Source organism: Cupriavidus sp. 86D6 (assembly GCF_057815095.1).
In genome coordinates this window covers 52,166-77,558 of the sequence record NZ_JBYPSB010000009.1, presented here as the reverse complement: position 1 = coordinate 77,558, position 25,393 = coordinate 52,166, and the positions used below count along the sequence as shown (strand labels likewise).

Sequence of the window (25,393 nt, the reverse complement as noted above, 5' to 3'; positions counted from 1 at the left end):
TGCCTGTCGGGCGGTGCTCATGCCCCGGATCGCCTTGCAGCCGGTGCCGCGCTGCGGCCGCGCGTCGCGAGCCAGCACAGGATGGACCCCGCGCAGACCATTGCCGCGCCTTTCCAGAACGACAAGGAAAGCGGCGCGTGCAGCAGCACGGCCGCCAGCGCGGCCGAGATCACCGGGATAAAGTACGACGCGCCCGCCAGCACGGTGACGTTGCCGTGCAGGATGCCGACATTCCAGGCGGCATAGCCGAACCCCATCGCACAGGCCGCGAGCACCAGGTTCGTAACGCCCCTGAGACCGAACACCATGGTTTCGCCATCGGTGATCAGGTATTTGCCCCATAGCGCCAGCGCCGTCAGCATGAAGAACAGCGTCACAGCGTTTTTGCCTTGCGCGATACGGCTGGTCACGGTGCAATACGCGGCCCAGATCAGGGCCCCGGCGAACGCCAGGCCATAGCTGAGCGGGTTGTCCCGCACGTTGCCGGCCATGCCGGCCAGATCCAGCCCCTGGTCGCCGCCCAGCACCGACGCAATCCCCAGGACGGCCACCAGGAATCCCGGCACCACCAGCCAGTTGGCCCGCTGGCCATTGAAGGCGATGGCGGCCAGCATCGTGAAGCTCGGCCACAGGTAGTTGACCATGCCTACCTCGATGGCCTGCCTGCCGGTGTTGGCGTATCCGATGGACAGTGACAGGCAGAGTTCGTAGGCCACGAACAGCAGGCTGCCCCAGATCAGGTAGGCGCGCGGCAGTACCCGCGTGCGAGGCGGGCCCACGGTGAGCCAGAGCAGTGCGGCAGCAACCGTATAGATCAGCGCGGCGCCGCCCGTGGCCCCGAAACTTTCACTGACACTCCGGATCAGTCCGACGATCGAACTCCACAAAAGGACCGCGACGAGCCCGATCAGCGTTGCCTGCCTCTTACTGCGCGTGACTGCCATTTACGTGTGCACTGGGATGGATGCGGAAGGAGCGGCATTCTACCCGCTGGCGCCACTGAAACCCCGGCGCGTGGCGCCCGGCCGGTAGAATGCCGGCCATCGACAGACAACCTGCCCCGGATGTACCGCCTCGAATCCATCCAGATGATGCTGGTCACCGCCCTGGCCGCCCTTGTGACAACGGCATGCTCACGCGAAGCGCAGACGCCGCCGGCCCCGCCTTCGCAGCGCGACGCCCGCAGCGAGCTTGCCGTGTCCGCCGGGCTGGTGCCCCAGATGGACGAGGCCGTGCTGCGCAATACGGTCGACTTCTGTGTCGAGCATGCGCCCCAGGCGCGCAAGGCCGTCGAAGCGGCGTGGACACTCTGGCTGGACCGCAACGCGGCGCGGCTGGCCGTGGCCCGCGTCTATCGCCAGCGCCTCGAAGACGCGGCCGCCAATGGCCCCAGCGAAAGCGAGCGGCAGGCCAACCAGAGCCTGCTGGACCAGCACGCCACGCTGATCGGCAGCTTTACCAACCAGCAGCTCGACGTGATGCGCGTGGCCCTCGAGCATGAGCAGTCCGGAACGGTCGAGCAACTGTGCATGGAGCAATTCGCCAAGGTCAACGCCGGCGAATGGGACATCGGCCAGCGCGACCCCGAGATCGCCGCGCTGCTGGATGCGGGGCCGCCAAAGCCGGCCGTCCCGGCATCGGCTCCAGCATCACCCGACACTGGCCAGCGTTGATTCGCCCGGGCGTTCGCCTTATCGGACGCATCCGACCCAGCCATGCCACGGAAACGCCCCTTCACATCGTCGATTCTTTAGTTTCAACGTCTTCCAATTGATTGAAGACAAATTGACGGCCTTCTGGCTCTTGCAAACTTGCGCACATGAATTCGACCTCCCCTTCGTCCCCATCCTCACCACGCGCTTCCCGCACCGGAACGCTCCCGCCCCAACCACCCCAACCGCCCGAATCTGTCGATACCGCCGGCCGGCAGCCGCCGAAGGCCCGGCCGCAACGCCTGGCATGGCTGACCGGCCTGCTCAGCGCCACGCTGCTGGTGCTCAACACGCTGGCCTGCTTTGTACCGATCGTGCCGCTGGCACTGCTCAAGCTGGCCGTGCCGACGCAGGCGGTGCGCCGCCGCGTGGACCCCTGGCTGAACGGCATCGCAACGGGCTGGGTATCCCGGAACACCCGCTGGATCGCGCGTCTGCAACCACAGATCTGGGACGTCCAGGGCAATACGGATCTGCGCCTGGACGACTGGTATCTGGTCAACTGCAACCACCAGTCGTGGGTGGATATCTTTGTGCTCCAGCGGGTGCTGAACAAGCGCATTCCGCTGCTGAAGTTCTTCCTGAAGCAGCAGTTGCTCTACGTGCCGGTGATTGGCCTGGCCTGGTGGGCGCTGGACTTCCCGTTCATGAAGCGGTACAGCAAGGCACAGTTGCGCCGCAATCCGGCGCTGGGCCGCAAGGACCAGGACACCGCGCGGCGCGCCTGCGAGAAATTCAGGCTGGTGCCCACCAGCGTGATGGTATTTGCCGAGGGCACGCGGTTTTCGCCAGCGCGGCGGCAGGCGCAATCGTCGCCGTATCGCCACCTCCTCAAGCCCCGCGCCGGCGCGCTGGCCACCACGCTGAATGCCATGGGCACCCAGTTCCGCTCGATGATCGACGCGACGATCATCTACCCGGACGGCGTGCCCAGCTTCTGGCACCTTGCCTCGGGCCGTGCCGGCCGGATCGTCGTCCGCATTCGGCAAATTCCGATTCCCGATGCCTTTTGCGGCGCCGACTACGCGACCGACAAGGCTTTCCGGTCGGCGTTTCACCACTGGCTTGCCGATCAGTGGCAAGCCAAGGACCGCGAAATCGATGCATTCATGGCGGCGCAGCGGCCCTGACCGGGCGGCCGCGACTGAGACAAGTCGCACCCGAATTTCAGAAGATTCCGATGTTCGAATGAGAATTGTCTTCTTACACTGCAGTCGCCCGTGCAATGCGGGCGACCCAATGGAGTTCAGGGTTGACCCCTCCCCTGCTCTCTTCACTTCAGATGCCACGCGGTTCCCCGCCGCGTGGCATTTTTTTGTGCCTGGCCGATGACAGGAGGTGCGCCAGCGCGGCAACAGATGTCCGGTGCCGGTGACCATCGCGGCAAACCGCCTGGCCATCCGCCAGACCTGTCGCTTGGGTCATCGCCGATCCTTTGGCTTGAAATGTTCTGGCCTGCCCCCACACCAGAACATGTCACCGGCGAACAGCATCAACCGTGTTTTTTTTGTTGTAATGCGCCCTAATCGGCCCTTTTTGCGACAAAAAGCGGGCCGCCGGTTATTGCACCGCACAACATCGTCAAGTATGATGCGCGGTTCCCCATTTTGCGCACACTGGATTCTGCGGGAGGCATTCGGCCTCGACGTTCCGTGCGCCACTCCACGATTTCGTTCGCGCCCGCAGGCTTGACCGACGGTCATGTCCGCGACGATCGTCGGCCACCAGTCCAGGAGAATGTATTGGCAAATCCGGTTCGTGACGATTCCGCATCCCGCATGACGACGGCTATTTCGAAGACCGCCCGCCGCAAGCCGGCCGGCAAGGCCCCGGCCACCGCCGCCCCGCTGGACCACGCCCAGGCCGCGCGCCTGGACGAGGAGCGCCAGCGCCAGATGCGCGCCCTGATCGCGCTTGGCCGGGAGCGGGGCTACCTCACCCACGCGGACATCAACGATCACCTTCCCGACAACGTGACGCAGACGGCTGCGATGGAAACCATCGTCAGCACGTTCAACGACATGGGGGTGTCCGTCTACGAACAGGCGCCGGACGCCGAGACGCTGCTGCTGAGCGATGCCGCCCCGGCTGCGACATCGGACGACCAGGCGTACGAGGAAGCCGAAGCTGCCCTGTCCACCGTGGACTCCGAATTCGGCCGCACCACCGATCCCGTGCGCCTGTACATGCGTGAAATGGGCGCCAGCCAGCTGCTGACCCGCGCCGGCGAGATCGAGATCGCCAAGCGCATCGAAAGCGGCCTGCAGGAAATGATCCAGGCCGTTGCGGCGTGCCCGTCCATCGTTGCCGCGCTGCTGGCCGACGTGGACCGCATCGTCGCCGGCGAACTGCGCATCGACGAACTGGTTGACGGCATCAACGACGGCGCCGAAGACGTCGACATGGCCAGTGCGGCCGATGACGCCTCCGACGACGCCGATGCCGACGACGACAGCGCATCCGACGACGAATCGGACGATGACGAGGACGATTCAGACACCCCGAACCCGGAAAAGGCGAACGCTGCCCGGCTGGAGCAACTGACGGCCGACAGCCTGGCGATTTTCGCGCGCGTGCGGACCCTGTACGCGCAACTGCCCGGCACCCCGGTAACGGGCAAGGCCCGCTCGGCGGCCGTCGCGCAGGTGCTTGCCGAGATCCAGCGCGAACTGGCGCCGATCCGCTTCGGCGCCAAGATGATCGACCGCCTGTGCGCCAGCATGCGCGAACAGGTTGACGCCGTGCGCGCGATCGAGCGCAGCATCCTGGAGATCGCCGTCGAGCGTTGCAGCATGCCGCGCGAGGCCTTCGTGGCGTCGTTCCCGGGCCGCGAGACCGATCTCGGCTGGACCAGCCAGATGGCGGCCACGTCGCCGCAGTTCGGCCCGGCGCTGGAGCGTCACCTGCCGGCCATCCAGGCCTGCCAGCGCAAGCTGGTCGATATCGAGACCGCTGTCTCGGTGCCGCTGCAGCAGCTCAAGCAGATCTACCGCCAGATGAGCGCCGCCGAGCAGAAGATGCGGCAGGCCAAGCGCGAACTGACCGAGGCCAACCTGCGCCTGGTGATTTCCATCGCCAAGAAGTACGTGAACCGCGGCATGCAGTTCCTGGACCTGATCCAGGAAGGCAACATCGGCCTGATGAAGGCCGTGGACAAGTTCGAATACCGGCGCGGCTGGAAGTTTTCGACGTATGCCACGTGGTGGGTGCGGCAGGCCGTCACGCGCGCGCTGGCCGATCAGGCACGCACCATCCGGGTGCCGGTTCACATGATCGAGACGATCAACAAGCTGAACCGCATTTCACGCGAAATCCTGCAGCAGACCGGCCAGGAGGCCCATCCCGCGGTGCTGGCGGAACGCATGGAAATGACCGAGGAAAAGGTACGCGGCATCCTGCGGATTGCGCGGCAACCCGTTTCGCTGGAAACCCCGGTGGGCGACGACGCCGACGCCACGCTCGGCGACATGATCGAGGACGTGTCGGCAAGCTCGCCGGCCGAAGCGGCGATTCAAGCCAACCTGCGGGCGGCAATCGACGAGGCGCTCGACGCGCTGACGCCGCGCGAGGCAAAGGTCCTGCGCATGCGATTCGGCCTCGACATGGTGTCCGATCACACGCTGGAAGAGGTCGGCAAGCAGTTCGACGTGACCCGCGAGCGGATCCGGCAGATCGAGACCAAGGCGATGCGCAAGCTGCAGCATCCCAGCCGCGCCGACAAGCTGAAGCTGTTCCTGGAGCGTTAAGCAGGAACCCGGCAGCAAAAGTGATACGGCGCCCCGTTTTCAAGGCGGGGCGCCGCAGATCACGCAGTCAATGCGTGAGGATTTACAGCGGCTTGATCGCGCCTGCCTGCTTGCCCTTGGGGCCTTGCTTCACTTCGAAGCTGACCTTCTGGCCTTCTTGCAGCGACTTGAAGCCGTTGCCCTGAATTTCGGAGAAGTGCGCGAACAGGTCTTCACCGCCGTCATCCGGCGAGATGAAACCAAAACCCTTCGCATCGTTAAACCACTTCACGGTACCAGTTGCCATTTTCTGAATATTCCAACTAAAACGAGATAAAGACGACGCCGCCAGTATGGCGGGCGCGCAGTTATCTTGTATCACACCCCGGGCGTTCGCGACAATCAGGATTGTTCTGACCCCGCCAATTAGGCATTGTCAGGCATCGCACCGACATCGCGGCCCCTCGCGCGGATCACCTGCCCCACTCCCAGCCGCTTCAGACTGTGCGCCAGGCGCCTAATGCTACGCAAGGCGTGCCCGGACGGCACCGTGCGGGCTGGCGACTGGGCTAGAATGCCAGCCTTTCGGCCCCAGCCGCTCCCCCTGCCCAGCTTTTCCGCGTCATGCCTCAGCCCCATACCGACACCACGGTTTCCGATGCCGACCTCGAACCCGACCAGATTCACGAGCCCCGGCTCTGGCGCGACAAGGGCTGGACCGCACGCGTCATCAAGAACGAGGACGGCGACGGCTGGGCCGTCGAAATGATCCGCGACGGCAGCGCCGAACCCGCCCTGGTCGGCCCGTGGACCATGGGCCGAAACAAGGTCGATCCCAAGCCGCTCGATGCCACCGCGCACCAGACCCTGGTGAAGACCGCCTCCGAGGTGATCCGCCGCCACGAGCAGCAGTTGCACGCGCAACTTAACAAGCAAATTACGATTGAAGTCGACGATCAGGTCATCAGCGTCAAGCTGGCCATCACGCCGGACGAGTTCGAGCCATTCGGCACGCTGACGGCCACCAGCGCGTTCGGTGACGTACTCGCCACCGCCAATGTACGGCCCGATTTCCGCCTGACGCGCGAGAGCGCCGGGCGCTGGGCAGCCGACGGGTTCGGCAAGATCCGCTGACCCATTTCAGCCTTCCCGGTGACGCCGGGGCGGCATTTTCCGACGACAACCGGCCTCGGCCGGTATCCACGCTATAATCCCGCGTCGTTTGACTGAGCTAGAGCAATGGGTTTCGAACAACTGGCAGGACTGAGGGCAAAACTGGCCGAGCAGGCAAAGAAAGAGGCGCGCGAGAAGGCTCCGCGCCAGCCTGCGCCTGCCGCCAAGCCGAACAAGCCGTCGCGGCCGAACAAGCCGGGCGCCAAACCGGGTGCAAAACCGGCCGCAAAGCCGTCTGGCCAGGCGGCGCAACAGGCCAGGCCGGCGACGCCTGTCGATCCGGTGGTCCGCAATATCGGCAAGCTGCAAAAGAAATTCCCGCTGGCGTTCCCGAAGAACCCCGCGCCCAAGGTGCCGCTCAAGATCGGTGTCTTCGACGATCTGCTGACGCACGCCACCGAACTGGGCCTGTCCGAAGCCGAACTGCGCGAGGCGATCCGCACCTGGTGCCGTGGCGCCCGCTACTGGACTTGCCTGACGCAGGGCGCGCCGCGTCTGGATCTGGCTGGCCAGCCGGCCGGCGAAGTGACCGAGGCCGATGCGGCACGCGGCCGCCAGTTGCGCTCCGCCCGCCCGAAGCAGAAGCCGGCCCAGCCGAAGGCGGCGGCGCAGCAAGCTGCCCAGCCGGCCGCCTCCCAGGCCGAAGCGCAGGCCGCCCCGCAGCCGGAAGCCGCCGCGGCAGACACGCTTGACGTCACGCCCGCCGCACCCGCCGCACCCGAAACCCCTTCCCAGCCGGAATAACGCGCCAAGGGATACCCCAGCAGCCCGTCGCACGCCCCCGCGTACGAACGGGCTGTTTTCCTGGACGAATCGCCATCCCACGGAGTTTTCGCCGCCGCATACTGCCGCAGTCATGCAGCCGGAGATCCCTACCATGAGCGAATTTCGTCCACAGCCCGCACCCGCGTGGGCCGTCCAGCAGTGGTTCAACACTGACCGTCCCCTGTCCATCGAAGCCTTGCGCGGCAAGGTCATCGTGCTGGAAGCGTTCCAGATGCTGTGCCCGGGCTGCGTGTCGCACGGCTTGCCGCAGGCGCTGCGGGTCCATCAGACGTTTCAGTCGTCCGAAGTGGCCGTGGTCGGCCTGCACACCGTATTCGAGCACCACGACGCCATGACGCCCACGGCGCTGCGCGCGTTCCTGCACGAGTACCGGATTCCGTTCCCGGTTGGGGTGGACATGCCCGACGGCCACGGCGGCGTGCCGCTGACGATGCAGGCCTACGCCATGCGCGGCACGCCGACGCTAATCCTGATCGACGCGGATGGCCTGCTGCGCCGGCAGTATTTCGGCTCGGTCAGCGATCTCACGCTGGGCGCCGACATTGCCGAACTGATTCTCGAAGCGCGCGCGGACTCCCGCGCAGACAAGGGGCAGCCTTCCGCCCTGCCGGCCGGCAATCCAGCCAGCACGGCAGCCGGCGACTGCGCATCGGGCGCCTGTCCCGTCGACACCCCATAACCTACCCAAGACATGGCAGACACCGGGCCCGGCCCTCACGTTGACGATACCGAGCGCGCCGCGCTGTACCGCATCCTGGCGCTGCGGCGCGACTGCCGGCACTTCACGCCCGGGCCCCGTCTGCCCGATGACCAGCTGGAACGCCTGCTGCGCGCCGCCCACCAAGCGCCCTCGGTGGGCATGATGCAGCCGTGGCGCTTCATGCGCTTGAGCACGCCGGCCTGGCGCTCGCGCCTGGCGCCGCTGGTGGAAGCCGAACGGCAGGCCACGGCCCAGGCACTGGGCGAACGCGGTGCCGAATTCCTGCGGCTCAAGGTCGAGGGCATGCGCGACTGCGCCGAATTGCTGGCGGTGATACTGGCACCCGACGACGGCACGGTATTCGGCCGCCGCAGCATGCCCACCGAAATGGCGTGGGCGTCCGCCGCCTGTGCGGTGCAGAACCTCTGGCTGGCCGCACGGGCCGAGAATCTCGGCCTGGGCTGGGTATCGATGTTCGACCCCGCTGCCCTGGCGCGCGAGCTGGGTCTGCCCCCCGGCGCAAAGCCATTCGGGCTGCTCTGCCTGGGGCCGGTGCCGGCGTTCTACGCGGCGCCGATGCTCGAACAGGAGGGCTGGCGCAAACGCGCCCCGCTGCAGGACATCCTCTGGGAGCCTCCGGCGCCGCCTGGCCCGCCGACGGCCTAGTCGTCCATACCGGCATATCGTTCTACCAGGGCTTCCCATACGGATTTGCTATACCATCGCCGCAGCATCCATCCAAAGACCCTGGCATGAAGTTCAAGGAAATCCACGCGTTCCAGGCAGTCATGCGGTCCGGCTCGATGACCGCGGCCGCCACCGAGCTCTATACGTCGCAGCCAAACGTGAGCCGGCTCATCGCCCAGCTCGAATACTCCACCGGCCTGACGCTGTTCACGCGCACGGCGGGCCGCCTGCATCCGACCGAAGAAGGGCTGGCCTTCGTGCGCGAGGTCGAACGCGCCTTCGTCGGCCTTGACGCGCTGAAGGACGCCGCGCGCAATATCCGCCAGTTCGGCAAGGGCCGCCTGCGCATTGCCACCGTGCCGTCGCTGGCGATGACCGTGCTGCCGCTCGTGCTGCAGCGGTTTCATGCCGAGTACCCCGACGTCAACGTGGCCATGGAAACGGGCAGCACCCAACTGGTGGCCGACCAGGTCGGCAGCCGCTACTGCGATCTGGGGCTGGTCTCGTTCCTGCCGCCCGCCGCCGTGACCGAAGCCCGGCCCGTGGCCGAACTGTCGGGCTGTTGCGTGCTGCCGCCCGGACACCGGCTTGCCGCGCTCGATGCCATCACGCCCGCCGACCTGGCCGGCGAATCGTTCATCTCGATGAGCCATGGCGACGGCCTGCGCGCCGCCGTGGATGCCGCGTTCGCCAGCGACGACCGGCGCGTGATGCACTTCGAGACTCCCTACGGTGCCACCATCTGCAAAATGGTCGGCCTGGGTCTCGGGGTCGGCATCGTCAATCCGCTGGTGGCCCGCATGCACGCCGCGGAAGTCGTCATCCGGCCATTCCGGCCGCAGATCCCGTTTGTCAGCTACCTGCTGCTGGCCCGCAACCGGCCGGCCAATTTGCTGGTGGACCGGTTCACCGAACGGATGATCGAGGTGATCGCCACCGAAACGGCATCCCTGCCGGCCACCCTATCAGGTTTTGGTATGACCGCCTGACAGACTCGTATTTGCGTCCGGGGTGCTGGCTCCGCAATACTCGTCCGGACAGACATCCCGGCCAGATCGTCCCAGATGGCCGGTGGTGTCACGATTCTTGCGAGTAGCCGACATGCATTCCAGCAGGGCCCAAGGCCCGCACATTCCCCACGGGAGGCGCCGCTGATGGTGGCCTCCAGCCCCCGATATCACGTATTCGACGTCGCCGTGGTGGGCGGCGGCCTGGTCGGCTCCGCCGTGGCCTACGGCTTGCGCAACCGCGTCGGCACCATTGCCGTGCTGGACGAAGGCGATATCGCCCTGCGCGCCTCGCGCGGCAATTTCGGCCTGGTCTGGCTGCAGAGCAAGGGCTACGGCATGGGTGCCTACAGCCGCTGGACGCTGCATTCCACGCGCCTGTGGCCGCAACTGGCGGCCGACCTGCTCAAGGAAACCGGCATCGACGTCGCGCTGGAACAGAAAGGCGGCCTCACGCCGCTGATGGGCGACTACGAGGTGGAAGCCCGCCTGGCGTGGGTCAATACGCTGATGTCTCAGCCCGGCGTCGAGCCGTACGAGTGGAAGCTGCTCGATCACCACCAGGCGGCGTCGCTGGTGCCCGGCCTTGGCCCGGACGTGACCGGCGCGATCTGGACGCCGCACGACGGCATCGTCAATCCGCTCAAGCTGCTGCGCGCGTTCCATACCGCGTTCAGCACCAGTGGGGTCGAATACCTGCCGCACCATGGCGTCACCGATATCGCGCAGCAGCCCGGCGGCGATTTCGTGCTGACCACGCCGAACGGCGAGGTGCGGGCGCGCAAGATCGTGCTGGCCGGCGGCCTGCGCAACGGCGACCTGGGCGCCATGGTGGGCATCGACCTGCCGATGGCGCCGCAGCGCGGCCAGATCCTGGTGCTGGAGCGCACGCGCCGCCTGCTGGACACCCCGCTGGTCACGCTGCGCCAGAACGACGAAGGCAGCTGGCTGGTCGGCGATTCGCAGGAAGATGCCGGCTATGCCGACCATGTGACCACGCTGCCCGTGCTGGCCACGCTGGCCGACCGCGCCGTGCGGACGCTGCCGGCGCTGCGCGACGTTCGCGCCGTGCGCGCCTGGTCAGCCCTGCGCGTGCGCGCCAAGGACGGCTTTCCGGTCTACGAGCAATCGGCCACGCATCCCGGCGCGTTCATTGTCACCTGCCATAGCGGCGTGACGCTGGCCGCCACGCACGCCATGCACCTGGCTCCGATGATCGCCGCCGGGGCGCTGGCGCCGGAGCTGGACACCTTTTCGACCCGGAGATTCCATGTTCAAACGAATTGACGCGGCCGTGCTGCAAGGGACGGCGCGCAGCGTGCGGGTCACCGTGGACGGCACCCCGCTCGAATGCCGGGAAGGCGACAGCGTCGCCGCCGCACTGTTTGCGGCCGGCGTGCTGGCCTGCCGCGACACCGCCGTATCGGGCGCCGCGCGCGGGCCTTACTGCATGATGGGCGTGTGCTACGACTGCCTGGTACGCATCGACGGCCGGCCCAACCAGCAGGCCTGCATGACGCGCGTGCAGGACGGCATGAAGGTGGAGCGCCAGCTTGGCGCACGCGAGGTGGCAGCATGACGGCCGATATCACGACGTGCGACCTGCTGGTGATCGGCGCCGGCCCGGCCGGGCTGGCCGCCGCCACCCAGGCCGCCGCGCTGGGCCTGTCGACGGTGCTGATCGACGAGCAACCCGCACCGGGCGGCCAGATCTATCGCGCCATCGGCAGCACGCCGGTGCAGAACCGCGCCATCCTTGGCCAGGACTACTGGCACGGCCTGCGCCTGCTGGAGCCGTTTGCCCGCAGCGGCGCGCGCCATATTCCGGCCGCCACCGTGTGGTCGATCCATGCACGCGAAGGCCAGCCTGACGCAGCGGAAACAGGCGAGTCCGCCGGCTACGAGGTGGCCTACTCGGTAGCCCATGCCGGCCGGGACCCGCAGGCCGCGCTGCTGCACTGCCGCCATCTCATCCTGGCCACCGGCGCGCAGGAGCGGCCGTTCCCGATTCCCGGCTGGACCCTGCCGGGCGTGATCACGGCCGGCGCCGCGCAGATCCTGCTGAAGACATCGGGCGTGGTGCCCGAGGGGCGGACCGTGCTGGCAGGCGGCGGCCCGCTGCTCTATCTGCTGGCCTGGCAGTACCTGAATGCCGGCGTGAAGCTGGCAGCCATTCTGGAAACCACGGCCAGCGGCCAATGGCGCCAGGCGCTACCGCATGCCTGGGGCTTCCTGCGCTCGCCCTACCTGGGCAAGGGCCTGAAGCTGCTGCGCGCCGTGCGCAAGGCGGTGCCCATCGTCAGCGGCGTGACCGCGCTGGAGGCCGTGGCGGGGCCCGGCGGCCAGGTCGCCGAACTGCGCTACGAGGCCGGCGGCCAGCGCCGCACCATCGCCATCGACCAGTTGCTGCTGCACCAGGGCGTGGTGCCGAACACCAACCTGTCGCGCGCCGTGGGCGCCGAGCATGTGTGGAACGACCGCCAGGATTGCTGGGAGCCGCAGGTCGATGAGTGGGGCGCCACGTCGCTGCCGCACGTCAGCATTGCCGGCGACGGCGCAGGCATTGCGGGTGCCGTCGCCGCCGAGCATCGGGGCCGTATCGCCGCCGCGCATGCGGCCGCTGCGCTGGGCCGCATCAGCACCGCCACGCGCGACCGCACGGCGGCCCAGCCGCGCGCCGAACTGGCACGCGCCACACGTGGCCGCGAGTTCTTCGAGGTGCTGTACCGCCCGCTGCCGCAGTTCCGCCGCCCGGTGGGCGACACCATCGTGTGCCGCTGCGAGGAAGCCACGGCCGAACAGGTACGCCATGCCGCGCGCATCGGTTGCCAGGGGCCGAACCAGCTGAAGGCGTTCCTGCGCTGCGGCATGGGGCCGTGCCAGGGCCGCTTCTGCGGGCTGACCGTGACCGAACTGATCGCCGACGAGCAGCAGCGGCATCCGCGCGATGTGGGTTACTACCGCCTGCGGTTTCCCACCAAGCCCGTGACGCTTGGCGAAATTGCGACGTTGCCGCAGACCCAGGCCTCGCGCGAAGCCGTGGTGCGATTCAAGAAATAAGCCGCGACATGGCGAACGCGTGGCCGGATTGCCAGGCCGGCCGGCCACGCCAGCAGCAAACGCCTGCACAAAATGAGCGGGAGCCGGGATACACCGCGCCCCACCAGTTGGACCAGCACAGCGAGTTCATCCTGAGAGCACTTATCCACCCATCTTTTAGAGAATCAACCATGTTGTTTTCCAAGATCGCCCCCGCTCTCGCGCTCGCAGTGGCAGCTGCCTCGGCCGCCATCCCTGCCGTGGCCCAGGAACTGCCCCCAGGCCCGCTCCGCATGCTGGTCGGATTCGCGCCCGGCGGCGGCAACGACGTCATCGCGCGCACCGTCGCCACGCAATTCCAGCTGAACACCAGGACGACGATCGTGGTGGAGAACAAGCCCGGCGGCGGCAGCACGCTGGCCACCGCCGAGATGGCGCGCGCCAAGCCTGATGGCTCGGTGCTGCTGCTGGGCTCGGTCGGCGGCCAGGCCATCGCGCCGTCGATCTACAGCAAGCTGCCCTACGACCCGGTCAAGGGCGTACAGCCGGTGTCGCTGGTGGCCAAGTCCGCCAACGCGCTGGTGGTCAACAACGACCTGCCGGTCAAGAACGTGCAGGAACTGCTGGCCTACGCCAAGGCCCACCCCGGCAAGCTCAACGTGACGTCGCCCGGCAATGGCACGATCTCGCACCTGTCGGCGGAGCTGTTCAAGAGCATGGCGGGCGTGTCCATCACGCACATTCCGTATCGCGGCGATGCCCCCGCCATGCAGGACGTGATGGCCGGCCAGGCCCAGATGACGTTTGCCAGCCTGCCGTCGGCCAAGGCCGGCGCCGATTCCGGCAAGGTCCGCATCCTGGCCGTGACCAGCGCCAAGCGCGTGGAAACGATGCCGAACGTGCCCACCATCGCCGAATCGGGCGTGCCCGGCTATGAGGTGGTGTCGTGGTATGGCGTTTTTACGACGGGCGGCACGCCGATGCCGACCGTCAACCGCCTGGCCCAGGAAATTGCCGCCGTGGTGGCGCAGCCGTCGATCCGCGAATCGATCGCCAAGCAGGGCATGGAGCCCAGCGCGCTGGGCCCGGTGGAATTCGCGCAACTGGTGAACCGCGACACCCAGAAGTGGGACAAGGTCGTGAAGAGCGTCGGCATCAAGCTGGACTGAGCGCCGCCGACCCGCGTACCGAATGGCGGAGCATCGCAGACAGGGAAGATAGAATTCGCGGCTGGGTCACCCTTCGGGCAACACCGCACAGGACATGGCACACACAAGCCGCGCGCTGCAATGGTCCGCGCTCATGGCCGGTACGCTCGTATTGAGCTATCTGCTGCAACCCGTGATATCGACTGCCAGCGTGCTGGTTGCCGCGATGGCGTGCGCCATGGTCGCCGGGTTCATGGACATCCGGCTGCGCATCCGCCCCGCGTTGACGGCGTTCGCGCAGGCCATGACGGGAACGGCCATTGCCAGCACGCTGCATCTGGCGGAACTGCTCGAAGCGGCCTCCGACGGGCTGGTGGTGCTGGGCGTGGCCCTGACCATCGGCAGCGCCGCGGCCGTGGGCTGGCTGCTGGTCCGCTATTCGCCGTTGCCTGGCACCACGGGCGCCTGGGGCAGCCTACCCGGCGCGGCGTCGATCATGGGCGCACTGGCCACCGAGAACGGCGGCGACGGCATCCTGGTGTCGCTGATGCAGTACCTGCGCGTGGTGCTGGTGGTCGTCACCGGGCCGCTGGTGGCCCATGCCATCGTCGATGCACAGATGGCGACGGCCTCGGCATCGGCATCGGCGACTGCCGTGCAGGCATTCCGCCATGTCTCGCCGGTCGGCACGCCGGTCGCCATCGGGATTGCGATGGTGGGCTGCTGGATTGGCGTGCGCTTTCGCATCCTGGCCGGGGCGTTCCTGGTGCCGCTGGCGCTGGGCGCCGTGTGGGTGACGGTGGTGCCGGCTCCGGTGGTGGTGCCCACCCCGCTGCTCGGCTGCGGCTTCGCGGTGCTGGGCTGGACCATCGGCCTGCAGTTCCGGCGCGACCTGCTGCGGCCGCTGGTGGCGTCGCTGCCAACCATGCTGGCTGCCATCGTGGCCATGATTGCGCTGTGCGCCGCCTCGGCCTGGCTGATCTCGGCCAGCCACAAGGTCAGCTTCCTGACGGCCTACCTGGCCATGTCGCCGGGCGGCGTGGAATCGATCGTGGCCATCGCGCTCGGCACCAACGCGGACATGAACTTCGTGGTGGCCACCCAGACGCTGCGGCTGTTCTCGGTCGTGCTGATCGGGCCGTGGCTGGCCAGGCGGATCGGCAGGTCGGTTGGCGGGTCGATGGGCTGACGCCGTCAGCCGGCCAGATATGCCGCGGCGCCCACCCCCGCCACCCGCCCGCTGGCAAAGCAGGCCGTCAGCAGGTATCCGCCGGTCGGCGCTTCCCAGTCGAGCATCTCGCCCGCACAAAACACGCCCGGCATCGCGTTGAGCATCAGGTGGGCGTCCATCGCCTCGAACCGGACACCGCCCGCCGTGCTGATGACTTCGTCGATGGGCCGTGCGCGCGCCAGCCGCAACGGTAGCGCCTTGATGGCCGCGGCCAGCGCCACGGGGTCGTGCATCGCTTCCCGGGTCAGCGCCTCGCGCAGCAGCCGCGCCTTGACGCCAGTAATGCCCAGCCGGCTCTGCAGATGACTGGACACCGAGCGCGATCCGCGCGGCCGTGCGACTTCGGCGGCAACGTCCTCGGCCGACCGCCCCGGCGCCAGGTCCAGCGTGATGGTGGCGCTTCCCTGGGCGTCGATCAAGTCGCGGATCGGCGCGGACAGCGCGTAGACCAGGCTGCCCTCGATGCCGGTTTCGCTGATCACGAACTCGCCTTGCCGATACAGTACCGTGCCGTCGCGCGCGGTCACGCCGATGGCCACCGGCTTGACGGGCTCGCCGGCGTGCTGGGCGCGGAACACCTCGCTCCATTCGACGTCGAAGCCGCAGTTGGCGGGCCGCAGCGGCGCCACATCGACACCCCGGGCTGCCAGCATCGGCAGCCACGCGCCATCGGACCCAAGTCGCGCCCAACTGCCCCCGCCCAGCGCCAGCACCACGGCGCGGGCCGCCACTTCCACGTCGACCTGCTCGTCGCCCTGGCGGGTAGCGAAACGCAGCACGTGCCAGCCATCGACGGGCTGGCCGAAACCGACCCAGCGATGCCGCACATGTAGCCGCATGCCGGCTTCGCGCAGGCGATGGAGCCACGCGCGCAGCAGCGGGGCGGCCTTCATGTCGGTGGGAAATACCCGGCCGGAACTGCCCACGAAGGTGTCGATGCCCAGCGCATGCACCCAGGCGCGCAGCTGGGTGGCATCGAACGCGTCGAGCAACGGCCCGATGCGGTCGGCGCGCACGCCGTAACGGCCCAGGAAGGCATCGGCCGGCTCCGAATGCGTGATGTTCATGCCGCCCTTGCCCGCCATGAGGAACTTGCGCCCGACCGACGGCATGGCGTCGTAGACATCGACCGGCAAACCCTGGGCGGCCAGCATCTCGGCTGCCATCAGGCCGGCCGGGCCACCGCCCACGACAAGGGCACCGGCAAGGCGGACGGGTTCGGCGGAAGTGACAGCGGACATGGAATCGATGCGGTGGCGAGGGCGGAAAGCCGGCGAATTATAAGCGTAGCGATGCGGGCATGCCGGGCGCCCCGGTGACGGCGCCGTTGCCGGCAGCGTTTTCCAGCCCATGCCCGGCGACGTGGCCGCCGGCCTGCCTTAGAATCGCTTTCCATCGACATCCGCGCCGGGTGGCCCCATGTTTGCGGCAGGCTTTCCGCAGGTGTCCTTTTCCCCAGATTCGCAGGAGTTCGCCATGCAAGACCCACATAAATCGCCGCCGACCGTTGCCGAGGGCTGGCAGGCGCCGCCGCCGGACCGTACGAGCGTGACCGATGACGCGCATGTCGACGACATCATCCCCCTGCCCCCGCCCGAGCACCTGATCCGCTTCTTCCCGATCCGGGGCACGCCGGTGGAATCGCTGGTCACCCAGACGCGCCAGCGCATCTCGCGCATCCTGCACGGCCAGGACGACCGGCTGCTGGTCATCATGGGCCCCTGCTCGATCCACGACCCGCAGGCGGCCCTGGACTACGCGCGGCGGCTGATGGCCCAGCGCGAGCACTATGCCGACTCGCTGGAAATCGTGATGCGGGTGTATTTCGAGAAACCCCGCACCACGGTGGGCTGGAAGGGCCTGATCAACGACCCGTACCTGGACGAGAGCTATCGCATCGACGAAGGGCTGCGCATTGCGCGCAGCCTGCTGCTGGACATCAACCGGCTGGGCCTGCCGGCCGCCGGAGAATTCCTGGACGTGATTTCGCCCCAATATATCGGCGACCTGATCTGCTGGGGCGCGATTGGCGCCCGCACCACCGAGAGCCAGGTACATCGGGAACTGGCCTCGGGCATTTCCGCGCCAATCGGCTTCAAGAACGGCACCGACGGCAACATCAAGATCGCCATCGACGCCATCCAGGCCGCATCGCGTCCGCATCACTTCCTGGGGGTGCACAAGAACGGCCAGGTCGCCACGGTCCATACCAAGGGCAACCCGGACTGCCACGTCATCCTGCGCGGCGGCAAGGTGCCCAACTACGATGCCGATGCGGTGGCCACCGCGTGCCGCGAACTGGAAGCGGCCGGGCTGCGCAATACGCTGATGGTCGATTGCAGCCACGCCAACAGCAGCAAGCAGCACCAGAAGCAGATCGACGTGGCGGCCGACCTGGCGCGGCAGATCAGCGCCGGCAGCGGCTCGATCTTCGGCGTCATGGTGGAAAGCCATCTGCTGCCGGGCGCGCAGAAATTTACCCCGGGCGAACACGAGCCGTGCAACCTGACCTACGGCCAAAGCATCACGGATGCGTGCATCGGCTGGGACGATTCGGTCGCGGTGCTCGAAACGCTGAGCCAGGCAGTCAAGGCGCGCCGCGGGGTGGCCAAGCCGCAAGCGGCAAGCTGATCGGCGGCGTTGCGGGATGGCGCCGGCTTGAGGCCGGGTAGAATCCGGCCCCATGTCGAGTGTCATCCATTACCTTCGCGGCGGGGCTGCGGCCATCGCCGCCGGCGTGGCCTGCGCGGCCCACGCCAGCGATATCGCTTGCGAGGCGCCGGCCACGCGCGCCAGCCAGATCATCTGCGAGACCGCACTGTTCTCGATGGGCTACCAGCGCATCTATGCCGACCAGCAGCGGCTACTCAAGGCCGGCGTGATCTCGCAGGCGGACATCGACGCCTTCCGGCGTCAGCGCGACGCATGCGACACGGCCAGTTGCCTGGATGCGGTGTTTTCCGCGTGGCGGCAGCACCTGACGGACATCGGCGCACCGCGCTCCCGCCAGGGCCGGTAAGCCAGCGCGTCGGGGGCCGTTGCGCCGCCGCGCCGCATTTCACCCCCCGGCCTGCAGCCCTCGATCCACCATCTCCAGTAACCGCTGCCCGATTACCGCGGCCTGCTCCTTCGCCCGGCTGCGCAGGGGGCCGTCGATCAGCAGGACGGCCAGGCCATGGACTGCCGACCACGCGATGTATTCGGCGCCGGGCCGGCGGTCCGGTGCCAGCAGGCCCGCTTCCACCCAGCGATCCAGCGCGGCGCCCAGCAGCTCGAACGGATTCAGTCCGCTGTTGCCGGCCTTGGCCGGGTCGGTATCGTCTTCCACATCGTCCGGCACCGAAAACGCGGTGCGGAACAGGCCGGTCTCCGCCAGCGCGAACTGCAGATATCCCATGCCGACCGCCCGCAGACTGCCCCGCGCGCGCTCGGCCGGCGACGCATCGGCAGGAATCGCCGCCATCTCGGCCTCCATGGCCATCGCCAGGTTCGACAGGGCCCACGCGCGCACCGCCTGCAGCAAATCCTGCCGGCTGGCGAAATGGCGATACGCGGCGTTGGGCACCACGCCCGCGCGCCGCGTGGCTTCGCGCAGCACGATGGCGTCCGGCCCGCCATCGCGGGCCAGGTCGATACCGGCCTCCAGCAGCGCCCGGCGCAGGTCGCCGTGCCGATAGGTCGTGCGCGTAGGCGGCGTTGCAGCAACGGCACGGTTCATGTCATCCCCCATGTGGACGGCGTCCACCCCATTTCGTTTCATAGTAGACAGTGTACACAAATCCTGCCAGTGCCTGACACGTCATCCGGAGCGAATATGGACAGCACGGCACGTTGGAATCGTCAGAGGATCGGCGCGAACAGCTTGGCCACATGCATGGCCACGCGCAGGATCGCAGGCGAGCCCAGGAAGTCGCTTGGGCCAATCTGGCGCGCCTGGGCAAAATCGGCTTCGAGCATGCGCGCCACGTCCGCGGCGAATTCGGGGTGGGCGGTCATCACCATCAACTCGAAATTCAGGCGGAAAGACCGGTTGTCCAGGTTGGCGGTGCCCACGGCGGCCGCCTCGTCGTCGATCAGGATCACCTTCTGGTGCAGGAAGCCAGGCTGGTAGCGATAGATCTTCACGCCCGCGCGAATCGCCTGGTACGCGTAGATGGTGGATGCCCCGTAAACCACCTTGTGATCGGGCCGCGACGGGATCAGGATGCGCACATCCACGCCACGCAGCACGGCCAGCCGCAGCATTGCAAACACGGCTTCGTCGGGCACGAAGTATGGCGATGTCATCCACAGCCGGCGCGTGGCCGACTGGATGGCCTCCACAAAGAACAGCGAACAGGTTTCCTGCGCGTCGGCCGGCCCCGACGGCACGACCTGACACACCATGTCGCCCACGTGGCCCGACGGCGGCGTCATCAGGTACGGCACTTCCCGCGCAGCCCAGTACCAGTCCTCGGCAAAGGCCATCTGCAGGTCCAGCACCGCCGCGCCCCGGATGGCGATATGCGTATCGCGCCACGGCGCCAGCGGCGGCCGGCGGCCCAGGTACTCGTTGCCGACGTTGTGCCCGCCCACGAAGGCCTGCGCGCCATCGACGACCACAAGCTTGCGATGATTGCGAAAATTGAGCTGGAAGCGATTGACAAAGCCGGGATGTGTGGAAAACGGTCGCGCCTCCACGCCGGCCTCCTGCAGCACGCGCACGTAGCCACGCCCCAGCGCATGGCAACCGATGCTGTCGTACAGGAAATAGACCCGGACGCCGGCACGCGCCCGGTCGCAGAGGCGCTTTTGCAGCGCGCGTCCGAGTTCGTCGTCATGCACGATGAAGAACTGCACCAGCACCTGCTCGGTGGCCGCGTCGATGGCGGCAAAAATGGCGTCGAAGGTGGCATCGCCGTTGATGAGCAGCCGCACATCGTTATTCATCAGGCATGGCACACCGGTCAGGCTGGGCAGCGCGCGCATGCAGGCCTGCTCGGGCTGCAGCACCACGCTGGCGGCCAGGGCCTCCCGATCCTTGGCCGTCATGCCGTGCCGGATCTCGCGCAGGCGGTCGTTGTTGAACCGGCGCGCATTGACATAACCGGCGAAACGGCTGCGCCCGAAGATCAGGTACGGGATGATCGTGAAGTACGGCATCATCACCAGCGAGCCCGCCCACGCGATGGCGCCCGGCGCCGTGCGCACGGTCATCACGGCATGCAGCGCCGCAAGGACGCCGACGATATGGAACGCGAGGACAACGGCGGCAATGACGCTGGGACTGAGCATAGGCACTGGCACCACGAACGGCCCGGATTCGATGAGCCGTATTCTGGCATAGCGGATCACTTTGGCGCAGCCGATATCGCGGGCGGTGGGTCGCGCGGCCCAGCTCAGCCCCCGCGCCAGCCCGATGCCTTCGCCCCGTTTGCTCAATTTTTAATCACACCGATCCGTTACCCGCTCCGCCGCACTCCACCGCCCGTCCCCGCTCCGGTTATCCACAAAATCTGTGGATAACGATGGCTGTTTGCAACAAGCCGTCGGCATGCACGCTGATCCCCTCCATTTAAAGAAACGCCGATTGTTGGACCTTTGCCGGGCCGATACGCTGCATCGTGTTTGCCCGATTCAATGCGTTTCGCCCGTCCGATAGTGTCGTATGAATGCCCAATCCAATATTGCGCTGCTCGCCAGCCGCAACTCGCCTCTCCATCCCATGCAGGAGCTGCTCTCCATCGCGGGATTCCAATGCAACGTCTTCCAGGCAGGCCGCGACCTGATCCACGGCCTGGGTCATGACAGCTACGACATGCTGCTGATCGACCGCGACCTGCCCGATATCTCCGCCATCGACGTCATCCGTGCCGTGCGCGCGGTGCGCAATCGCGACGTGCCCATCGTGATGTTCTCGGGCGACAGCGACGACGACGACATGGTGGAAGCCCTGGACGCGGGCGCCGATGATTACATCGTGCGGCCGCTCAATGCCCGCGTGCTGCTGGCCCGCATCGCCGCGTTGCGCCGGCGCATGGCCGGCACCCGGCTCAATGCCAGCATGCCGCTGCGTGCCGGCCCCTATGAGCTCAACAACCCCGGGCGCTTCGCCACGCTCCATGGACAGCGGATTCCGATGACCCCAAAGGAATTCGACCTGGCCATGCTGATGTTCGCCAATGCCGGCCGCATCCTGGCGACGCAGCGCATCGAAAACACCATCTGGGGACACACGCTGCCGCATTCGTCGCGCGCGCTTGCCGGCCTGGTCTCGCGCATGCGCCGCACGCTGGACCTTCGGGCCGAGAACGGCGTGACGATCACGGTGGTATACGCACAGGGGTATCGCCTCGACATCCTGGACAGCGCCGCGCGGGCCGAACTGACGGCACACCGCCGGCTCGGACTGGTTGGCAACGGCGCGCTCGCCGACTACTAGCGCGCTAGCGGTCCAGTTCTCCGCGGGCGGCCAGGTCGGCAATGTCGATACATGCCACGCCCTGCGCCACCGCCTTAGCCCTGCGCTTGGCCACGGCCGCTGCCGCACCCACGTGCTGGCTGCCAAGCCGCCACGCGGCCATTGCATCGGCACCCACGCGCACAGCGCCGACAGCCATCGTCACCGGGGGAAAGAACATGGGCCGCCCGTGGCGATCTTCCGACTGAATGCCGCCGGCCGCGCGGTCAGACGCGGCATACATGGCCAGTGCGCCATCGTTGAAGCGGGCCATCGCGCCGTGGATGCGCGGCTCCCAGTCGTCGCCCTGGAACAGCACCAGATAGTCGTCGCCGCCGATATGGCCCAGGAAATCGCGGGCCGGATCGCAGGCCTGCGCCAGGATGGCGGCCGCCCCCTTGAGCAGTTCGTCGCCCTTCCAGTAGCCGTAGTGGTCGTTGAAGGACTTGAAATGGTTCAGGTCGGCATAGCAGGCGTGAAACGGACTGCGCGCCTCGATCAGGCGATCGATATGCTGGTTCAGCAGGATGTTGCCGGGCAGGAAGGTCAGCGGATTGGCATAGCGTGCGGCTTCCATCCGGACATCGGAAATTGCGCGCAGGAGGTCGGCGCCCGTGCCCAGGCCCACATAGCGGCCTTCGTCCGTGATGACGAAACCATCGGCCAGCGCCCGTGACGGCTCGCCGGCCACATGCTGGGCCATTTCCTCGAGCGTGGCGCGCCGGTCGAAGCAGACCGGCTGCGGATTGGCCAGCGTGACGCACGCCTTGCGGCCGTACAACTCGCGATGGAACGGCGTGGCGTAGCGATCGATCAGCGTCTGGCGGCTGATCAGGCCAATCGGCCTCAGGTCATCGTCGACCACGGCCATCGCATGCAGGTCCCCTTGCTCATGAAAGCGCGTCAGCACATCGTTGTTCGATGTCTCGGCGTTGACGGCCGGCAGCGGGCGCACCAGACTGCCTGCGGTCATGCCCGACCAGCCCGTGCGCAACGTTTGCGGAAACACCGCGATTTGCCGCGACGACAGCAAAGCACGGGCCTCTGACGTGATCTCGGCCGGTGGCTGCGCGGCGGGACGCCCCAGGAAGTAGCCCTGCCCCGCAGACACGCCCAGATCCCTGACCAGTGCCAGTTCCTCGGCCGTCTCGATGCCTTCGGCGATGACCCGGCCGCCCAGCGCATGCATCAGGCTCAGGACCGCACGCAGGACCTCCAGCCGGCGAGAACTGGCGTGGATGCCTCGCACCAGCGATTTGTCGATCTTGATGAACTGCGGCGTCAGTTCCGCCAGCCGGTCCAGGTTGGCGTGGCCCGTGCCAAAGTCGTCGAGCGCGTACTGCACGCCCAGTTCCGCCAGCACGGCCACGGCGTTGGCAAAGCTGGCGGCATCACCCACCGCGGTCTGCTCCGTAACCTCGATGACCACGCGCGACGGTGCAATCCGCGCCCCGTTGCCTTGCGCACCATCCAGGCCCAGCAGCGCCGCCATGGCACGGCCGCGATGGCCGAGCAGATGGCGCAGCGTCAGCGGGCTGAAGTTCAGGAATAGCTTGCCGGACAGGTCCAGCGCCGCCCACGACGCCAGCGCGGTACGCGCCGCCGTCATCTCGAGCGCGATCGTGGTGCCGGTTTCCTGGGCCATGCGGAACAGCGCATCGGCAGCGGCATGCATCGAACCGGCGGGGCCGCGAATCAGTGCTTCGTAGCCAAGGATCTCGCCGCTGGCCAGCGTCACGATAGGCTGAAACACCGCATGGAGGGGTGGCGGTCGCACGGCCTCGCGGGCCGGAGCCAGATCGGAGGCAACGGGAAACATGAAACAAGTTCAGACGGATGGCAGGCCACCTGGTTGTTGACAGCCGGCCAGAGAGAGTTTGAGCACGGCGTTGCAATACAGGCACGTATGCAGCGCGCGCCATTGCATGACAGTCATATGTCACCCGTATGACAAACGCGCCGCCTGTCGTTTGTCACGCAGCCGTCACATGCTTGCCCGACGATCACGCCGCACCGCAACAAGACCCGGCCCCGCGACGCGTCGCTGACGATGTCTCGCCAAGAGGCCGGGCTGCTGCAGCGCAAGGGTCATGGTATGGCGGGGCGTCGCCCCGAAGGAGTTCGTAGTGTTGCAAGCCATCAAGCTGGGATTGCAGGGACGGCGCGGCCGATCCGCATGGCAAGGACTGGCGGGGTTGCCGCTGGTCGTGCGGCTGTCCGCAGCATTTGTCCTGATCTACGCGTTCGGCGCGATTGTCGGGCTCACCGGCATCGTCAACCTGATCGACCTCAAGCGCGATACCGACAGGCTGTACCAGCGCGACATGCGCGGCGCCATCGCCGCCGAACGCGCGCAGGCATCGCTGGCCATGCTGGGCCGCGCACAGCTTGCGTTGACACTGGCCACCAGTTCCGCCGAACGCGACACCGCGGCGAATGACATCGCCCAGGCATCGAAACAGCTCGACGCGGCGGTCGACGACGTTCGCGTGGCCGCACCGGCGCAGGCCCGCGCCTTGCTCGCCGAGCGTGCCGCGGCCGGCGAACTGGTGACGAAATACGTCGAACTGATCCGCAAGCAGCCGCTCGATTCGCTGCAATTCGACGCATCGGTTTCGATTGACGGCCACTTTCTAGGAGAACAGCTACGAAAACTTGGCGCCCTGATGGAGTCCACGCGTACGACGCTGGCACAGCAGGCCGCCGATACCGTTGCCGGCGTGGCATCGGCCCAGGTGACCGCGCAAACGTGGATGAGCGTGCTGCTCGTGGCCAGCCTCGGCGCGGCCGGACTGCTGGCATGGATTGCCGCGCGCAGCCTGACGCGTGAACTGGGCGGCGAGCCGCGCGACGCGGCGGCCATCGCCACGCGCATTGCCGGCGGCGACCTCACCGCCCGCATTGCCTTGCGCGAGCGTGATGGCGGCAGCCTCCTGTTCAACCTGGCGGGCATGCGCGACCAGCTGGCAGGCGTGCTGGCGCGCATCCAGCATTGCGCGCACGAGATTTCGGCCGCCAGCGACGGCATTGCGCGCGGCAACCAGGCGTTGGCGACCCGCACCGGCCTGCAGACCGCCGCGCTGGGCGAGGCCACTGCGAATGTGGCCCGGCTTACCGCGCTGGTTCAGCAGGCCCACGCGCAGGCGCAGGAATCGAGCGAAATGGCCAGCCGGGCGCGCGAAGCCACGGGCACGGGCATGGCTGCCGTGCGCGACATGAGTGGCGCGATGGCCAACGTGCACGCACAGTCGCGCAATATCTCGGAGATTGTCTCCGTCATCGAGAGCATCGCCTTCCAGACCAATATCCTCGCGCTCAACGCCGCCGTGGAAGCCGCCCGGGCCGGCGAGGCGGGCCGCGGCTTTGCCGTGGTGGCGCAGGAAGTCCGGGCCCTTGCCCAGCGCAGCGCCACGGCCGCCCGCGAGATTGGCGGCATTATTGGCGACGCCGCCAACGAGATTGCCCGGGGCGCCAGCCTGAGCGGCCGCGTGGAATCTGCCATGTCAGGCATCGACGCCGCAGTGCAGCACAGCCACACCCTGGCCGCGGAACTGCGCATGCTGGCCGACGAACAGGCCAGCGGCATTCGCACGGTAGGCGATGCATTGTCCCGCCTTGAGCAGACCAGCGCCGACAACGCCAAGCTCGTCGACGAGGTCAGCGACCAGGCGTCGCGGCTTGACCATCAGGCGGCCGCACTGGAGACCGACGTCGCGCGCTTCCAGTTCTGACTGGCTACCGCACCG

Annotated in this window: 23 protein-coding genes; 17 read left to right on the top strand and 6 right to left on the bottom strand. The window is 67.4% G+C overall.

Annotated elements, in window-relative coordinates; genetic code table 11:
* Nucleotides 1-17: 17 nt before the first annotated feature.
* Complete coding sequence (gene yddG, locus AC3G88_RS19890; protein WP_488773273.1) at nt 18-944, bottom strand: aromatic amino acid DMT transporter YddG; 927 nt, start codon at nt 942-944, stop codon at nt 18-20.
* A gap of 120 nt (nt 945-1,064) precedes the next feature.
* Here yddG and AC3G88_RS19885 point away from each other — a divergent pair, with 120 nt between their 5' ends.
* The 3 genes from AC3G88_RS19885 to rpoD all read left to right on the top strand — a co-directional run bounded on the left by AC3G88_RS19885 (nt 1,065) and on the right by rpoD (nt 5,458).
* The gene (locus AC3G88_RS19885) at nt 1,065-1,673 is read left to right on the top strand and encodes a hypothetical protein (RefSeq protein WP_488893797.1); all 609 of its coding nucleotides are present in this window, start codon (nt 1,065-1,067) and stop codon (nt 1,671-1,673) included.
* 146 nt (nt 1,674-1,819) lie between these two features.
* On the top strand, nt 1,820-2,842 hold the full coding sequence (gene yihG / locus AC3G88_RS19880) for a 1-acylglycerol-3-phosphate O-acyltransferase, YihG family (RefSeq protein WP_488773275.1): 1,023 nt from the start codon (nt 1,820-1,822) through the stop codon (nt 2,840-2,842).
* 648 nt (nt 2,843-3,490) lie between these two features.
* A complete protein-coding gene (rpoD, locus tag AC3G88_RS19875; protein WP_488893796.1) occupies nt 3,491-5,458 on the top strand; it encodes an RNA polymerase sigma factor RpoD in 1,968 nt (655 codons plus the stop codon).
* An 82-nt stretch (nt 5,459-5,540) separates the two neighbouring features.
* On the opposite strand, the gene AC3G88_RS19870 is transcribed toward rpoD, so the two are convergent.
* Complete coding sequence (locus tag AC3G88_RS19870; protein WP_066740354.1) at nt 5,541-5,744, bottom strand: cold-shock protein; 204 nt, start codon at nt 5,742-5,744, stop codon at nt 5,541-5,543.
* A gap of 317 nt (nt 5,745-6,061) precedes the next feature.
* On the opposite strand from AC3G88_RS19870, the gene AC3G88_RS19865 reads away from it, so the two are divergent.
* The 10 genes from AC3G88_RS19865 (at nt 6,062) to AC3G88_RS19820 (ending at nt 15,166) form a co-directional block, all read left to right on the top strand.
* The gene (locus AC3G88_RS19865; RefSeq protein WP_488773277.1) at nt 6,062-6,571 is read left to right on the top strand and encodes a hypothetical protein; all 510 of its coding nucleotides are present in this window, start codon (nt 6,062-6,064) and stop codon (nt 6,569-6,571) included.
* A gap of 105 nt (nt 6,572-6,676) precedes the next feature.
* On the top strand, nt 6,677-7,354 hold the full coding sequence (locus tag AC3G88_RS19860) for a ProQ/FinO family protein (protein ID WP_488773278.1): 678 nt from the start codon (nt 6,677-6,679) through the stop codon (nt 7,352-7,354).
* A gap of 133 nt (nt 7,355-7,487) precedes the next feature.
* Nucleotides 7,488-8,075: a redoxin domain-containing protein gene (locus AC3G88_RS19855; protein ID WP_488773279.1), complete on the top strand. Its 588-nt coding sequence runs from the start codon at nt 7,488-7,490 to the stop codon at nt 8,073-8,075.
* Between the two features lie 12 nt (nt 8,076-8,087).
* Nucleotides 8,088-8,762: a 5,6-dimethylbenzimidazole synthase gene (gene bluB, locus AC3G88_RS19850; protein WP_488773280.1), complete on the top strand. Its 675-nt coding sequence runs from the start codon at nt 8,088-8,090 to the stop codon at nt 8,760-8,762.
* A gap of 86 nt (nt 8,763-8,848) precedes the next feature.
* Complete coding sequence (locus AC3G88_RS19845) at nt 8,849-9,772, top strand: LysR substrate-binding domain-containing protein (RefSeq protein WP_488773281.1); 924 nt, start codon at nt 8,849-8,851, stop codon at nt 9,770-9,772.
* Between the two features lie 165 nt (nt 9,773-9,937).
* Entirely contained in the window at nt 9,938-11,077 is a 1,140-nt protein-coding gene (locus tag AC3G88_RS19840; protein WP_488773282.1) for an NAD(P)/FAD-dependent oxidoreductase, read from the top strand.
* On the top strand, nt 11,061-11,369 hold the full coding sequence (locus tag AC3G88_RS19835) for a (2Fe-2S)-binding protein (RefSeq protein WP_488773283.1): 309 nt from the start codon (nt 11,061-11,063) through the stop codon (nt 11,367-11,369). Before AC3G88_RS19840 ends, AC3G88_RS19835 begins: the two co-directional genes overlap by 17 nt.
* The gene (locus AC3G88_RS19830) at nt 11,366-12,850 is read left to right on the top strand and encodes an FAD/NAD(P)-dependent oxidoreductase (protein WP_488893795.1); all 1,485 of its coding nucleotides are present in this window, start codon (nt 11,366-11,368) and stop codon (nt 12,848-12,850) included. The genes AC3G88_RS19835 and AC3G88_RS19830 overlap by 4 nt, the downstream gene beginning before the upstream one ends.
* Before the next feature lie 170 nt (nt 12,851-13,020).
* Nucleotides 13,021-13,998, top strand: a complete 978-nt coding sequence (locus tag AC3G88_RS19825; protein WP_488773285.1) for a Bug family tripartite tricarboxylate transporter substrate binding protein — start codon at nt 13,021-13,023, stop codon at nt 13,996-13,998.
* 94 nt (nt 13,999-14,092) lie between these two features.
* On the top strand, nt 14,093-15,166 hold the full coding sequence (locus AC3G88_RS19820) for an AbrB family transcriptional regulator (RefSeq protein WP_488773286.1): 1,074 nt from the start codon (nt 14,093-14,095) through the stop codon (nt 15,164-15,166).
* Nucleotides 15,167-15,171: 5 nt separating this feature from the next.
* Here AC3G88_RS19820 and AC3G88_RS19815 read toward each other — a convergent pair whose 3' ends face one another.
* The gene (locus tag AC3G88_RS19815) at nt 15,172-16,449 is read right to left on the bottom strand and encodes a TIGR03862 family flavoprotein (protein WP_488773287.1); all 1,278 of its coding nucleotides are present in this window, start codon (nt 16,447-16,449) and stop codon (nt 15,172-15,174) included.
* Between the two features lie 235 nt (nt 16,450-16,684).
* Between AC3G88_RS19815 and AC3G88_RS19810 the strand changes: the two genes are divergently transcribed.
* Together AC3G88_RS19810 and AC3G88_RS19805 are read left to right on the top strand one after the other, a co-directional pair.
* Nucleotides 16,685-17,839 carry a 3-deoxy-7-phosphoheptulonate synthase gene (locus tag AC3G88_RS19810; protein ID WP_488773288.1) on the top strand — a complete coding sequence of 385 codons (1,155 nt, stop codon included), beginning with the start codon at nt 16,685-16,687 and terminating at the stop codon, nt 17,837-17,839.
* Between the two features lie 52 nt (nt 17,840-17,891).
* Nucleotides 17,892-18,227, top strand: coding sequence for a hypothetical protein (locus AC3G88_RS19805; RefSeq protein WP_400396863.1), 336 nt, complete (start codon nt 17,892-17,894; stop codon nt 18,225-18,227).
* Nucleotides 18,228-18,266: 39 nt separating this feature from the next.
* Here AC3G88_RS19805 and AC3G88_RS19800 read toward each other — a convergent pair whose 3' ends face one another.
* Nucleotides 18,267-18,926, bottom strand: a complete 660-nt coding sequence (locus AC3G88_RS19800) for a TetR/AcrR family transcriptional regulator (protein ID WP_488773289.1) — start codon at nt 18,924-18,926, stop codon at nt 18,267-18,269.
* A 122-nt stretch (nt 18,927-19,048) separates the two neighbouring features.
* A complete protein-coding gene (gene cls, locus AC3G88_RS19795) occupies nt 19,049-20,482 on the bottom strand; it encodes a cardiolipin synthase (RefSeq protein WP_153947952.1) in 1,434 nt (477 codons plus the stop codon).
* A gap of 373 nt (nt 20,483-20,855) precedes the next feature.
* On the opposite strand from cls, the gene AC3G88_RS19790 reads away from it, so the two are divergent.
* On the top strand, nt 20,856-21,629 hold the full coding sequence (locus AC3G88_RS19790; RefSeq protein ID WP_153947953.1) for a response regulator transcription factor: 774 nt from the start codon (nt 20,856-20,858) through the stop codon (nt 21,627-21,629).
* Between the two features lie 4 nt (nt 21,630-21,633).
* Here AC3G88_RS19790 and AC3G88_RS19785 read toward each other — a convergent pair whose 3' ends face one another.
* On the bottom strand, nt 21,634-23,466 hold the full coding sequence (locus tag AC3G88_RS19785; protein ID WP_488773290.1) for an EAL domain-containing protein: 1,833 nt from the start codon (nt 23,464-23,466) through the stop codon (nt 21,634-21,636).
* 307 nt (nt 23,467-23,773) lie between these two features.
* On the opposite strand from AC3G88_RS19785, the gene AC3G88_RS19780 reads away from it, so the two are divergent.
* Nucleotides 23,774-25,378, top strand: a complete 1,605-nt coding sequence (locus tag AC3G88_RS19780) for a methyl-accepting chemotaxis protein (RefSeq protein WP_488773291.1) — start codon at nt 23,774-23,776, stop codon at nt 25,376-25,378.
* The last annotated feature ends 15 nt before the right edge of the window (nt 25,379-25,393 follow it).

Bases quoted from the DNA above. Each gene is read 5' to 3' on its own strand.
- yddG (WP_488773273.1), bottom strand. From the start codon at position 944: ATGGCAGTCACGCGCAGTAAGAGGCAGGCAACGCTGATCGGGCTCGTC.
- AC3G88_RS19885 (WP_488893797.1), top strand. From the start codon at position 1,065: ATGTACCGCCTCGAATCCATCCAGATGATGCTGGTCACCGCCCTGGCC.
- yihG (WP_488773275.1), top strand. From the start codon at position 1,820: ATGAATTCGACCTCCCCTTCGTCCCCATCCTCACCACGCGCTTCCCGC.
- rpoD (WP_488893796.1), top strand. From the start codon at position 3,491: ATGACGACGGCTATTTCGAAGACCGCCCGCCGCAAGCCGGCCGGCAAG.
- AC3G88_RS19870 (WP_066740354.1), bottom strand. From the start codon at position 5,744: ATGGCAACTGGTACCGTGAAGTGGTTTAACGATGCGAAGGGTTTTGGT.
- AC3G88_RS19865 (WP_488773277.1), top strand. From the start codon at position 6,062: ATGCCTCAGCCCCATACCGACACCACGGTTTCCGATGCCGACCTCGAA.
- AC3G88_RS19860 (WP_488773278.1), top strand. From the start codon at position 6,677: ATGGGTTTCGAACAACTGGCAGGACTGAGGGCAAAACTGGCCGAGCAG.
- AC3G88_RS19855 (WP_488773279.1), top strand. From the start codon at position 7,488: ATGAGCGAATTTCGTCCACAGCCCGCACCCGCGTGGGCCGTCCAGCAG.
- bluB (WP_488773280.1), top strand. From the start codon at position 8,088: ATGGCAGACACCGGGCCCGGCCCTCACGTTGACGATACCGAGCGCGCC.
- AC3G88_RS19845 (WP_488773281.1), top strand. From the start codon at position 8,849: ATGAAGTTCAAGGAAATCCACGCGTTCCAGGCAGTCATGCGGTCCGGC.
- AC3G88_RS19840 (WP_488773282.1), top strand. From the start codon at position 9,938: ATGGTGGCCTCCAGCCCCCGATATCACGTATTCGACGTCGCCGTGGTG.
- AC3G88_RS19835 (WP_488773283.1), top strand. From the start codon at position 11,061: ATGTTCAAACGAATTGACGCGGCCGTGCTGCAAGGGACGGCGCGCAGC.
- AC3G88_RS19830 (WP_488893795.1), top strand. From the start codon at position 11,366: ATGACGGCCGATATCACGACGTGCGACCTGCTGGTGATCGGCGCCGGC.
- AC3G88_RS19825 (WP_488773285.1), top strand. From the start codon at position 13,021: ATGTTGTTTTCCAAGATCGCCCCCGCTCTCGCGCTCGCAGTGGCAGCT.
- AC3G88_RS19820 (WP_488773286.1), top strand. From the start codon at position 14,093: ATGGCACACACAAGCCGCGCGCTGCAATGGTCCGCGCTCATGGCCGGT.
- AC3G88_RS19815 (WP_488773287.1), bottom strand. From the start codon at position 16,449: ATGTCCGCTGTCACTTCCGCCGAACCCGTCCGCCTTGCCGGTGCCCTT.
- AC3G88_RS19810 (WP_488773288.1), top strand. From the start codon at position 16,685: ATGCAAGACCCACATAAATCGCCGCCGACCGTTGCCGAGGGCTGGCAG.
- AC3G88_RS19805 (WP_400396863.1), top strand. From the start codon at position 17,892: ATGTCGAGTGTCATCCATTACCTTCGCGGCGGGGCTGCGGCCATCGCC.
- AC3G88_RS19800 (WP_488773289.1), bottom strand. From the start codon at position 18,926: ATGAACCGTGCCGTTGCTGCAACGCCGCCTACGCGCACGACCTATCGG.
- cls (WP_153947952.1), bottom strand. From the start codon at position 20,482: ATGCTCAGTCCCAGCGTCATTGCCGCCGTTGTCCTCGCGTTCCATATC.
- AC3G88_RS19790 (WP_153947953.1), top strand. From the start codon at position 20,856: ATGAATGCCCAATCCAATATTGCGCTGCTCGCCAGCCGCAACTCGCCT.
- AC3G88_RS19785 (WP_488773290.1), bottom strand. From the start codon at position 23,466: ATGTTTCCCGTTGCCTCCGATCTGGCTCCGGCCCGCGAGGCCGTGCGA.